The organism is Streptomyces sp. NPDC056948 (assembly GCF_042674225.1).
GTDB classification, from domain to species: Bacteria; Actinomycetota; Actinomycetes; order Streptomycetales; family Streptomycetaceae; genus Streptomyces; species Streptomyces purpurascens.
In genome coordinates, this window is the sequence record NZ_JBHUQX010000296.1 from 1 (window position 1) to 11,940 (window position 11,940).

Here is an 11,940-nt window from a genome sequence, read left to right on the forward strand (position 1 = left end):
CACCGGTGCGCGGCAGCGGTGGCGCCGCCTCGGAAGTGGCGAACGGCTCCGGTGCCGAGGCCGAGTGGGGGCGGCGTCCGCCGCGGCCTTCGCCGAGGACCTGCCAGCCGTCACGCGTCAGCGTGATGTACGCCCCGCAGCGCAGCCCGTGCAGGGTGCAGGCGTCGCGCAGGCCCCACATCCACGCGCCGTCCTCCTCCGTCCAACGCGCGTCGCCCTCACGGCAGTAGAGCAGCACCGCGGTCCGCACCGGAGTGCGGCGCCGCAGATCGTGCGGGATGACCCGGCGTAGCTGCGCGAGCAGCACGTTGCGGAACATCCAGCCGTCGGCCGGGGCCGGGCGGCGTACGAACGAGGCGCTCGCCCGCAGCCGCTCGTCCGGGTCGAGCACGGCGACGACAGCGGTCGCCGGCTGCGGGTGGTGCCGGGCGTGCAGTCCGCTGACGACCTCACGGGGGTCGCGCAACAGTGGGATCCCGGCGGCGGCCCATTCCGCGGGTTCGAGCAAGCGGTTGGCGGAAGCGGCGGACGTCGACGCCGCTGCCGAGGCCGGAGCGAATCCGAAGGTCACGGTCCTCCCTTCGGCTACGCGCCCACACTGCGGGCGAGGTCGGATTGCTGGGAGCGCGCACCGCAGCGAAGCCCTACCGGATCGGCGGGCGCGCCGTGCGGGAGCGGACTTCAATTCTTCCTGTCGAACTTGAATGCGGCAACGAGCAATTGAGGCCGCCGACCGTTATCAGATGATGCGCGGCTAATATCCCTACCCTGTGCGCCGCCGGGCCACCCATGGGGCGTTCGAGCACGACACGTTCGTACGCCACGGAGGTGTGCGGCGTCCAGAGGTGTGCGCACGTGGTCAGGTGGCGGGAGCCCTGTTGCTCCGGGGCGGACACCTTGCCCCGGAGCGTCGGTCGTCAGCCCTGCAAGGCCAGCACGAGCGGCAACACCCCTTGCGCACCGGAGCGTCGGAGCATGCGGGCCGCGACCGCGAGGGTCCACCCGGTCTCCGTGTAGTCGTCCACGAGGAGGACCGGGCCCTGGGCCTCGGCCAAGGCGGAGGCGAGGGCGGGGGGCACGGTCAGAGCGCCGTCGAGCGCCTTCAGCCGCTGGGCGCTGTTGCTCCGGGAGCCCGGGTGCGCGTCGACGGTGTACTCGATGGCACCCAGCAGCGGCAGTCGGCCGACTTCCGCGATGCGCGCTCCCAGCGAGTGGATCAACGCGGGGCGGGTGCGGGACGCCACAGTGACGACGCCGACCGGGCGCGGCTGGGCGTCCGACGTGCCAGAAGCCCAGCCGCCGGGACCCTTGGCCCAGTCGGCCAGCACGCTCACCACCGCCTTCGCCACGTCGTCCGGAACGGGCCCGTCAGGTGCCTGGGGCGCGAACAGGGGCCGCAGCCGGTTGCCCCACCCGATGTCCGACAGACGCCCCAAGGCGCGTCCCGACGCGGCCTGTTCGCCGGCCGGGATACGTCCCTTGAGGTCCACTCCGATCGCCGGCAGCCCTGTGGGCCACATACGGCGGGGCTCCACCTCGGCACCCGCCCGGCCCAGGTCCACGCGCGCGGCGTCGAGTGCCTCCTCGGAGGTGTCGGCGGCGAAGCGCGGGCCCGTGCAGTTGTCGCAGCGACCGCACGGCTTGGCGGCCTCGTCGTCAAGCTGGCGCTGAAGGAACTCCATGCGGCAGTCCGTCGTCGAGGCGTACGCGCGCATGGCCTGCTGCTCGGTCTCCCGCTGACGCGCCACCCACGCGTACCGCTCGGCGTCGTACGTCCACGGCCGCCCGGTCGAGATCCAGCCGCCCTTGACCCGCATGACAGCACCATCCACGTCGAGGACCTTGAGCATGGTCTCCAGACGGGAGCGGCGCAGTTCCACGAGGGGCTCCAGAGCGGGCAGCGACAAGGGCTTCTCCGCGTGCGCGAGGAGATCGAGCGTGCGGCGCACCAGGTCTTCCGAGGGGAAGGCGAGTGACGCGAAGTACTTCCAGATCGCCTCGTCCTCCTTCCCCGGGAGCAGGAGCACCTCGGCGTGCTCCACACCGCGTCCCGCGCGGCCCACCTGCTGGTAGTAGGCGATGGGGGAGGAGGGCGAGCCGAGGTGCACCACGAAGCCCAGATCGGGCTTGTCGAAGCCCATGCCGAGGGCGGAGGTGGCGACCAGCGCCTTCACCTTGTTGGCGAGCAGGTCCTCCTCGGCCTGCTGACGATCGGCGTTCTCCGTCTTGCCCGTATACGAAGAGACCGTGTGCCCGCGCTGCCGGAGGAAGGCGGTGACCTCCTCGGCGGCGGCCACGGTAAGTGTGTAGATGATCCCGGAGCCCGGCAGTTCGTCGAGGTGCTCGGCGAGCCAGGCCATGCGATGCGCGGCGTCCGGCAGCCGCAGCACGCTCAGACTCAGGCTGTCGCGGTCCAGCGGGCCCCGCAGCACGAGGGCGTCCGAGCTGCCGCCGGTGCCGAGCTGCTCCGCGACGTCGGCCGTCACGCGCGCGTTGGCGGTGGCCGTGGTCGCGAGCACCGGCACACCGGGAGGGAGGTCGGCGAGCATGGTGCGCAGCCGGCGGTAGTCCGGCCGGAAGTCGTGGCCCCAGTCGGAGATGCAGTGGGCCTCGTCCACCACCAGGAGCCCGGTGGCGGCCGCGAGCCGGGGCAGCACCTGGTCCCGGAAGTCCGGGTTGTTGAGCCGCTCCGGACTGACCAGCAGGACGTCGACCTCACCCGCGGTGATCTCGTCCTGAACGGCATCCCACTCCTCGGTGTTCGAAGAGTTGATGGTCCGGGCGTGGATGCCGGCCCGGGCCGCCGCCTCGACCTGGTTCCGCATGAGAGCGAGCAGCGGGGAGACGATCACCGTCGGACCGCTGCCTCGCGCCCGCAGGAGCGAGGTCGCCACGAAGTAGACCGCGGACTTGCCCCAGCCCGTGCGCTGGACGACCAGGGCACGTCGTCTGTCGGCGACCAGTGCCTCGATCGCCCGCCACTGGTCCTCGCGCAGCCGGGCCGCTCCCGAGGCGTCCCCGACGAGACGGGCGAGGACCGTGTCGGCCGCCGCCCGGAGATCCGCGTTACTCGTGTGCTCCATGCGTTCCATCAAACAGGACGGCAGTGACAACGGGAGCGGTGCACCGGGAGACGCGAGAGCCGGGAGATTGCTAGTGATGTGTCCCTGATCGAAGTTATCCACAGGGTCAACCGGATCTTCTCATTCCGCGAGATCGTCTCCGCATGACGAACCACAGCGAAGCGACTGGATCCCCCGAGAACGGCGACATCACCGGGCCCGATGCGTCGGGCAGGCACACGGACGGTGAGCAGCAGAAGCAGGAGCCGAACACGGGCGACGCGACCGGACTGCACGTTCCCGGCCCCGCGCACGACAGTCACGGCGGCGAGCATCAGGTCACCCTGCGCACCCCGGCCGAACTGGCCGATGCCCTGCCGTATCTGCTCGGGTACCGCCCCGAGGACAGCATCGTCCTGGTCGCCCTGCACGACAGGGACGGACGCGGACGGTTCGGAGGGCGGGCCCGGCTCGGTATCCCCGCCAACGCGGACGACTGGCCGTCCGCAGCCGGACAACTGGCCCACGGCCTGGTGAAGGGCAGCGAGCGCCGAGGGACCAGGCCCGAGTCGATGGTCGCCTTCCTCTGCCAGGAGCCACAGAAGGGCGAGTCCGGGCAGCAGGTCATGGAGCGGCTGAGGCCTCTGGCTCAGAGGCTGCGCGTCGAGTGCGGTTCCCGGGACGTGGTGGTGGTCGAGGCGCTGTGCATCTCGGAGGGGCGCTACTGGTCGTACTGCTGTGACAACGCGGCATGCTGCTCACCCGAGGGAGCCCCCATGGGCCTGCCCGGCACCTCCGTGCTGGCCGCCGCGGCCACATACGCGGGGATCCAGGTGCGCGGCACCCTACGGGAGCTACGGGCCCGGCTGCTGCCTTGGGAGAACGCCGCCGCCCTCGAACAGGAGGGTGCCCTCGACACCGCCAGCATGGCACTGGTCCCGAGGCTTCTGGACGAGGTGGGCCGCGCCTCCGTGGCCGACGAGACACTGGAACTGGCCGGGAGGGTCCTGGACCGCTTCGCCGAGACGCGGCCCGTCTCCGGCATGCTCCTGGCGGACCTCCGCGACGACGAACTTCTCGGGTACGACGAGGCCGCCCGGTTGATCCTCGGTCTCCAGGACCGCGCGACCCGCGACCGCGCGGCCGAGTGGATGGAAGGCGACGAGGCCGCACGCGCCCTTCGTCTCTGGCGGACGCTGGCCCGCCGTTGCGTCGGCCCCTACGGCGAACATGCCGCTGCGCCGCTCACTCTCGCGGGCTGGGTCGCATGGTCCACCGGCGATGAACTGGAGGCCCGGGAAGCCCTCGCAATGGCCCTCGGCGCGGATCCCGACTACCTCTTCGCCCGTCTCCTGCACCAGGCTTGCAACGAAGGCCTCGACCCGGAGTCGATCCGTACCTGCCTGCGAGCGGAGCGCGAAGGCCGTGGGCGAGCGGTGGTCGACCACGCCATGATTCGTGCGCACGTCGCCGAGGCCGTCGGGCGGGAGACAGTGCTGCCACAGCCCGACCCCGAGCCCACGCCCACAGCGGCGCCCTCACGCCGTCGCCGCCGCTCCCGTTCCGCCGGTGCTGCCGACACCGCCTCCGGCCGTACCCGTGCCGGCCGCGACACGAGCACGCCTACCTCGCTCGGGCGCAAGTCGGCAGGCACCACGCGCCCTGCCGGTGCCGCGGAAGCCGGCATGCGCCCCGAGCGTGCGACGACGGGTCCCGCGCGGTCCGGCAGTGCGCGCACGGGCGGCACGCGTGCGCGCACCTCGCGGAAGGCAGCCATGCCCTGCCGGGACGCGGGTCAGGAAGGCGTGCAGCCCGGCCACGGTACGGAGGGGGAGGAGTGACTCATCGCCACCCCGGTCGCCGGGTGGCCTTGACGCACAAGGGCCGGGACACGGGCGTGACTCGGAGGACGTCCACGGCGTTCACCTGAGTGGCGGACGCCCGAACGGGGTGTGACGCCGCACCGCCCCTGCCCCGTCGGAGTCCTCCGGCACCGGCGCCGAACCCGATCGAGGCGCACAGAGCGCAGAGGAAGCCTTCCCATGCATCAGCCGACTCAGCCCTCCGCCGCCGGCGACCGCCGCTCCGCAGACGGGCCCCTGCATCCCTTCGTGCCGGGCCTCGGCCTGTCCGGGGCCCGCGCTCCACGGTCGGGGGACCAGGACGCCCCTCCGCGACCAGTGGCCCGTGTCGACGGTTACGGGCCCAGGTTCCCTGGAGGAGCCTCACACGTCTCGCCGCCCACCGGACCGGACTCTCGCTCCCCCTCGCCGCCGGGCCCTGGCCGTTCGTCGCCCCGATGGGCGGGCCAGAGTCGTCGCAGCGGATCCACGGCGGGATACGGCTCACCCGCATCGCCCTCGGCTCAGGGCCGGGCTCCGGCGCCCACGGGGCAAGCGCCCCCTCCCCGGGGTGCCACGATCCCCGGACTGCGCTGGTCCGCAGACCTGCCGCCCGCCCACACCGCGATGATCTGCGTCGCCCTTCCCGGCCTGGCCATCTCGACGGAGGAAGGGCAGATGACCGGCCGGGGGCTTGAGGGGTTCTACCGCGGCGGCCGGCGTGTGCTCTCCCGGTGCGAGATCCGCGTGGGCGGACGGGAACCCCTCGCGGTGCAGGCCCGCATGGCCTCGGCCGACCGTGCCAGGTTCGTGGGCACGCTCCGCACGTCCCCGCAGGCCGGCCCGGACCCGGACGTGGTCGTGGAACGCAACCGCTTCGCGGACGGCACGGAGCGGATCACCCTGCACAGCGCGGCTCCCCGCCCGATGCGCCTGGCGGTCGAGGTGGTTCTGGGAACGGACCTGGCCGACCTCGGTTCGATCGCCTCGGGCACCGCGGGACCCGAACTCCCCGCCAGCGTTCACGGCTCCGGCCTGCGCTGGTCCTGCCCCACCGGCAACGCGTCCGTGACGGCCGAACCGCCTCCCTCGGACGCCCTGGCCTCGGCCGGGCTGCTGCGGTGGGAGCTCGACCTGCCGCCGGGCGGAAGCAGCAGTGTGGAACTGCGGGTGCGGCCGGACGGTGCGGGGCCTCTCCGAGCCGTGGGCCGCGCCGCGACCAGCCCCCTGGCTGCGGCGTGTGCGGAAGGCGACGACCCCAGAGTCGCCGCCCTTTTGCAGACGAGCATCGAGGACCTCCAAGCCCTCTTGCTGCGTGACTCCGCGAACCCCGCCGACACCCATCTCGCGGCCGGGGCACCCTGGCGCTGCGGTCTGGCACCCGCCGACGCGCTCGTCGCCGCCCGGATGGCCCTGCCGCTCGGCACCGGCCTGGCAGCGGGAACGCTGCGGATCCTCGCCCGGACCCAACTCACCGGCCCGGGACCGCAGTCCGGGATGATCCCCGGCCCGAGAAGGGACGCCGGGCCGTACCTTCCGCCGCAGTGCACCGGTACGGAGGCAACGCTGCTCTTCCCCGTACTGCTCGCCGAAGCCCGACGCTGGGGGCTCGGCGAGCAGGAGACGGAAGAACTTCTGCCCGCCGCCGAGCGCTGCCTGACCTGGCTGCGGACCACCGTGGGCGACGACCCGTACCTGCGCGACCCACACCCTGGCGGACCCATCCGCTGCGAGACACAGGCCCACGCCCACCGTGCCGCACTGCTCGGTGCCGATCTGCTCGACGCCTGCGGCCGTACCGGAGGAGCGGCACTCCGGGAATGGGCGCAGGTCTTACGGCCCGCGTTCCGCGAGGACTTCTGGCTCGACGACCGCGGGGGCGGCCGTCCCGCGGCAGCCCGTGCCCCGGACGGCAGGCCCGTTCCTCACCTGGGCGCGGCCGCCGTCCACCTCCTCGACACCGGCCTGCTGGGCGGGGGTGCGGTGGCACCCGGCCTGCTCGACAAGGTCCAGACCGAGAAGCTCGCCCGGCTGTTCGGCAGTCCCGTCATGGACTCGGGCTGGGGCCTGCGTGGACTGGGCGCGAAGGAACCGGGATTCAATCCGTTCGGCCACCGCGCCGGGGCCGTACGGATCCAGGAGACGGCACTCGCCGTCGCCGGTCTGGCCGCCGCGGGCTACGAGAAGGAGGCGAGCTCGCTGCTGCGCGGCGTACTCGAGGCCTCCGAGACCTTCGCCCATCGCCTCCCCGAGATGTACGCGGGGGAACAGCGCACGGAGGGAAGCGCTCCTCTCCCGCACCCGGCGGCCTGCCGCCCCGCGGCCACCCCGGCGGCGGCCGGAGTCCTGCTGCTCACCACGCTCGCCGGCATCCGCCCCGACGCCCCGGCCGGGACTGTCACCCTGCGCCCTGTGCGCAGCGCACCCCTGGGCGAGGTCGGCCTCACGGGACTGCGCGTGGTGGGCGCCCCGTTCTCCGTGAGGGTCAGCCGGCTCGGCCTCGCCATGGTCGAGGAGGCGGCCGACGGACTGCAGCTGGGGGCTTGACCTGCCAGGACAGATCACTGCCTGATCACGGGAATCGACAGTGAAGCCCATACCCGACCGAAGTGGATCAGTAAGCGAAGCGACCGGCGAAGGGAGTGTTTATCGTCAGGCAGACGACTATGATCGCCGCATGCCCTACGACCCGTCAGCGTTTCCGCCCTTCGCCGTCACCGTGGACCTGGTCGTACTGACCGTGCGTCGTCATGCCCTGTGCGCGCTGGCGGTACGGAGGGGCGAACCACCGTTCCAGGGGCGTTGGGCGCTCCCCGGCGGTTTCGTACGGGCCGACGAGGACCTGGCGCAGGCCGCGGCGCGCGAGCTGGCCGAGGAGACAGGGCTGCGCGTCCACGACCCGGCCGTACCCGCCCAGGACAACGGCGCACACCTGGAGCAGCTCGCCACCTACGGCGACCCCAAGCGGGACCCAAGGATGCGGGTCGTCAGTGTCGCCCACCTCGCCCTGGCTCCCGACCTGCCCGCGCCCAGAGCGGGCGGCGACGCCAGCAACGCGCGCTGGGCTCCGGTCGAGGAACTGCTGCAGCAGGGCGGTTACGGGCGTGACGCCGAGCCGGTCGCCCCGCTCGCCTTCGACCACGCGCAGATTCTGGCCGACGGAGTGGAGCGAGCCCGCTCCAAGATCGAGTACTCGTCGCTGGCCACAGCCTTCTGCCCGCCCGAGTTCACGGTCGGAGAACTGCGTCGTGTCTACGAGGCGGTGTGGGGCGTGGCGCTCGACCCGCGCAACTTCCACCGCAAGGTCACGGGCACCCCGGGCTTCCTTGTGCCCACCGGTGGGACCACCACCCGCCAGGGCGGCCGCCCGGCCCAGCTCTTCCGCGCAGGTGGCGCGACGCTCCTCAACCCGCCGATGCTGCGCCCCGAGGTGTGACGCCGGGCCTGGAACGGGACCCGCCCGCAGCCCGTACAAGGGTGATTGCCCTACCGGAGACGGCCTTGCGCTGCCCGAAAAAACGGACATAGCGCGCTATCTTGCTGTGAGTGATCCAGGCCTTCGGACTGACCAGCACCCCTCGCAAAGAGCTTCCGCCCGCGGCCGACGACGTCTCCTTCGAGGCGCGAGCGGGCCGCGTCACCGCGCTGCTCGGAGCCCCGGGCGCCGGCAAGACGACAGTCCTCAGGCTCATGCTCGAGCTGCAACAGGGTCGTGGCATCACCTACTTCCGTGGCCGCCCCCTGCATCGCATCGCCCATCCCTCACGCGAGGTCGGCGTGCTGCTGGGCGACGTACCGGGGCACCCGGCCCGCACCGTCCGTGGCCATCTGCGCATGCTGTGTGCCGCCGCGGGGGTTCCGGTCCGGCGCGCTGACGAAGTTCTCGAGGCGGTCGGACTCGTGAGTCTGCGCGACGAACGCCTCGGTGCCCTCTCGCGCGGCATGGACCGCCGCCTCGGGCTGGCCTGTGTCCTCCTGGCCGACCCGCACACCCTCGTCCTCGACGGCCCGGCCGACGGGCTCTCCGTCCGCGAGGGCATCTGGCTGCACGGCATGCTTCGCGCACACGCCGGCCATGGCGGCACGGTCCTGTTCACCACGGCCGACCCCAAGGAGGCCGCGCGCACCGCCGACCAGGTCGTCACGCTGGAGCAGGGCAGACTCGTGGCCGACCAGGAGGCCGTGGAGTTCTCGCGCACCCGCCTGCGTCCCCGTGTAGCCGTACGCAGCCCGCACGCGGCCCGTCTGGCGGCTCTCCTGGCCAAGCAGGCCCGCACCGCGCAGCGCTCCGTCGAAGTCGTACGAGAGGGCGACAACCGCCTCTCCGTGTACGGCAGTACTTGCGCGGACGTCGGGGAGATCGCGTTCCGCCACGGCATCGTCGTCCACCAACTCGCCGACGAGATCGGCGACATGGGCCCCGGTGCGGGAGCTGTGCAGCCGGGTGTGCCGCACAGCGAGCGAACGTCCGTCGACAAGCCGGATCACGACAGCGCCGAGCCGGAGAGCGCCAGCGTCGAGCCGGAGCGAGTCCCTGCCCAGCCGAGGCACGTCACCAACGCCCTCTGGCCAGCCTTCGCGCCCCGGGGCGGTGAGCCAAAGCCCTCCCTCGATGCATCGACGCCCACCACAGCGGACCCCGTGGCCACCGCCCCTGAGCCGCGACCCACCCTCGAGCTGAAGCCTGCCGCCGACGTACCAGGACCAGCCGCCGACGGGCCGTTGCACGCCTCCGGCCATGCGGAGCCCGCCGTCGCCCCCCGCGAGCGTCCGGACGCGCCCTCGGTCGGCCACCCATGCAATGCCGTCGTCTCTCCTCAGGAGGAGACGCCCACACCCTCCTGTGAGCCGCGACCCACCCTCGAACTGCGGCCGACCGCTGACGCACCGGAGCCAGCCGCCGACGGGCCGTCGCACGCCTCCGGCCATGCGGAGCCCGCCGTCGACCCCCACGAGCCCCCAGATGTGCCCGAGACCGGCCACTTGGGCAATACCACCGCCCCTCCCCAGGCCACATCCTCCCCACGCCCTGCGCCGCACCCCGTCGAAGCCCGCGGCATGGCTCGCACCCTCGACGCGCTGCCGCCTCTGCCGCCCCCCATCTCCGTCCGCCAGGCCCCCAGCCCGCTCCGCCCCCTCCGCTACGAGATCCGCCGTGCCGCCGGGATCGGCACCGGCTTTCTCACCGGGGCCGTGGTGCTCGTCGTGTCCGCCGTCACCGCCGTCGCGCTCGCCCGTATCGGGCACACCCCGCAGCCGCGCCTGCTGGCCGCCTGGCCGCGGGAGCTGCCCCTGCCGCCCGCGGCGCTCGGTGCGGGACTGCTCGGCGCGCTGGCCTTCGGTGACGAGTTCCGCCACCCTGCCCTGGCCGCGGACCGCGGCACCGTGCCCCGCCGGCTGGGGCTGCTGGCCGCCAAACTGCTCGTCGCCTCGGCCACCGCGCTGGCGCTGGCCGTCCTCACCGTCGGCTGCGACGCCGAGGTGCTCTATCTCGTCTACGGACGGGAGCTCGCGCAGGTTCCCGCCGACTGGCTGCCGCTGAGTACGAGTTGGATCGGGCTCGTCATCGGCTGTGCCTGGGCCGGCGTACTGGCCGCCGGAGTCTTCCGGTCCACCACGGCCGGCCTCGCCGCGGTGGCCGCCGTACCCCTCCTCGTCGTACCCCTCGTGCACAAGGTCCTGGACGGACCGTCCGTTCGAACCGCGGCCGGACTGCCCGTGCGGCTGCGAGAGGTCCTCGTACCGCGGTGGCCCTTCGGGGGAGAGCGTTACCTGGAAGCCGCGCTCGGAGTGCTGTCCCAACCCGTCGGCGGCGCAATGACGTTGTCGCTGACCGCGCTGCTCTGCGCGTACCTGCTCACCACCCTGCGGAGCAGATTCCGGTGACGACTGTCCGTAACCCCCCGTCCAGCCATGCGCACAACTCCCCGCAGAACGCCCATTTCTTTCCGATAAGGCGTCAATTGCGACGGGGTGAGCGATCACCCTTTCGTGTGCTTTTCACCAAAGACCTCAAGGGAGTTGGAGACGGCGCCGACAAAGGATGCGTGAGTACCCTTGCGCACACCATGATGACCGCCGCCCGCTCCGCTGACTCCGGCCTCGCGAGCCCGGGCGAACTCGACCGCTACCCGTACGCCGAGGCGCCCGCCGTCGACCGCGTCGGGGCCTCTGCCTGGGACGGCGCGGACCCTGAGCTGGGCCGTGTGGGCCGACGCGCCGCGGGCAGCCGCGGACGCGGGCTGCACGGCCAACTCGTCCAGCAACTGGGTCAGATGATCGTCTCCGGCGACCTGGGCGCCGACCGCCCGCTGGTGCCCGAGGAGATCGGCCAGCGCTTCGAGGTCTCCCGCACCGTCGTCCGCGAGTCGCTCCGCGTCCTGGAAGCCAAAGGCCTGGTGAGCGCCCGCCCGAACGTCGGCACGCGTGTGCGCCCGGTCAGCGACTGGAACCTCCTCGACCCGGACATCATCGAGTGGCGGGCCTTCGGGCCGCAGCGCGACGACCAGCGCCGCGAGCTGAGCGAGCTGCGCTGGACGATCGAGCCGCTCGCCGCCCGCCTCGCCGCCGGCCACGGGCGCGAGGACGTCCAGCAGCGCCTGGGGGACATGGTCGAGATCATGGGGCACGCGATGGCCCAGGGGGATGCGCTCACGTTCTCCCGCGCCGACTCCGAGTTCCACTCCCTGCTCATCCAGGTCGCGGGCAACCGCATGCTGGAGCACCTGTCGGGGATCGTGTCCGCGGCCCTCCAGGTCTCGGGCGGTCCGGTCACGGGCTGTGACCGGCCTAACGAGGCGTCGCTGGGGCACCACGGCCGCATCTGCGACGCCCTCGCCGCCGGTGACGGAGCCGCGGCCGAGACGGCGATGCGCCAACTCCTCACGGTCCACCCCGAGGTGGAACGGGTAGTGCCCGCCCCGCGCGAGCACTGACCGCGTTCCGCGGGCGGCGCGGCCGGGTGTGCCACCCCCCTCCTGTGGCAGCGCCCGATCGACGAACCGCCTCCCGTCGGACCCCGCGGGATCCTTTGCGAT

The 11,940-nt window shown here is 72.7% G+C and carries 7 protein-coding genes; 5 read left to right on the forward strand and 2 right to left on the reverse strand.

Annotated features, from left to right (window positions below; all coding sequences use genetic code 11):
* Together ACFTZL_RS30875 and ACFTZL_RS30880 are read right to left on the reverse strand one after the other, a co-directional pair.
* The coding region (locus ACFTZL_RS30875) for a hypothetical protein (RefSeq protein ID WP_382589188.1) at positions 1-571 on the reverse strand (571 nt) is incomplete at its 3' end.
* Positions 572-917: 346 nt separating this feature from the next.
* The gene (locus ACFTZL_RS30880) at positions 918-3,083 is read right to left on the reverse strand and encodes a RecQ family ATP-dependent DNA helicase (protein ID WP_382589191.1); all 2,166 of its coding nucleotides are present in this window, start codon (positions 3,081-3,083) and stop codon (positions 918-920) included.
* Positions 3,084-3,226: 143 nt separating this feature from the next.
* On the opposite strand from ACFTZL_RS30880, the gene ACFTZL_RS30885 reads away from it, so the two are divergent.
* The 5 genes from ACFTZL_RS30885 (at position 3,227) to ACFTZL_RS30905 (ending at position 11,838) form a co-directional block, all read left to right on the forward strand.
* Positions 3,227-4,903 carry a DUF4192 domain-containing protein gene (locus ACFTZL_RS30885; RefSeq protein ID WP_382589193.1) on the forward strand — a complete coding sequence of 559 codons (1,677 nt, stop codon included), beginning with the start codon at positions 3,227-3,229 and terminating at the stop codon, positions 4,901-4,903.
* A 627-nt stretch (positions 4,904-5,530) separates the two neighbouring features.
* Positions 5,531-7,450 (forward strand): glycogen debranching N-terminal domain-containing protein, encoded by a 1,920-nt coding sequence (locus ACFTZL_RS30890; RefSeq protein ID WP_382589196.1) that lies wholly within the window; start codon positions 5,531-5,533, stop codon positions 7,448-7,450.
* 130 nt (positions 7,451-7,580) lie between these two features.
* Positions 7,581-8,339, forward strand: a complete 759-nt coding sequence (locus tag ACFTZL_RS30895) for an NUDIX domain-containing protein (RefSeq protein WP_184589838.1) — start codon at positions 7,581-7,583, stop codon at positions 8,337-8,339.
* A 110-nt stretch (positions 8,340-8,449) separates the two neighbouring features.
* Positions 8,450-10,789: an ATP-binding cassette domain-containing protein gene (locus ACFTZL_RS30900; RefSeq protein WP_382589199.1), complete on the forward strand. Its 2,340-nt coding sequence runs from the start codon at positions 8,450-8,452 to the stop codon at positions 10,787-10,789.
* Between the two features lie 161 nt (positions 10,790-10,950).
* Positions 10,951-11,838, forward strand: a complete 888-nt coding sequence (locus tag ACFTZL_RS30905; protein WP_382589202.1) for a FadR/GntR family transcriptional regulator — start codon at positions 10,951-10,953, stop codon at positions 11,836-11,838.
* The last annotated feature ends 102 nt before the right edge of the window (positions 11,839-11,940 follow it).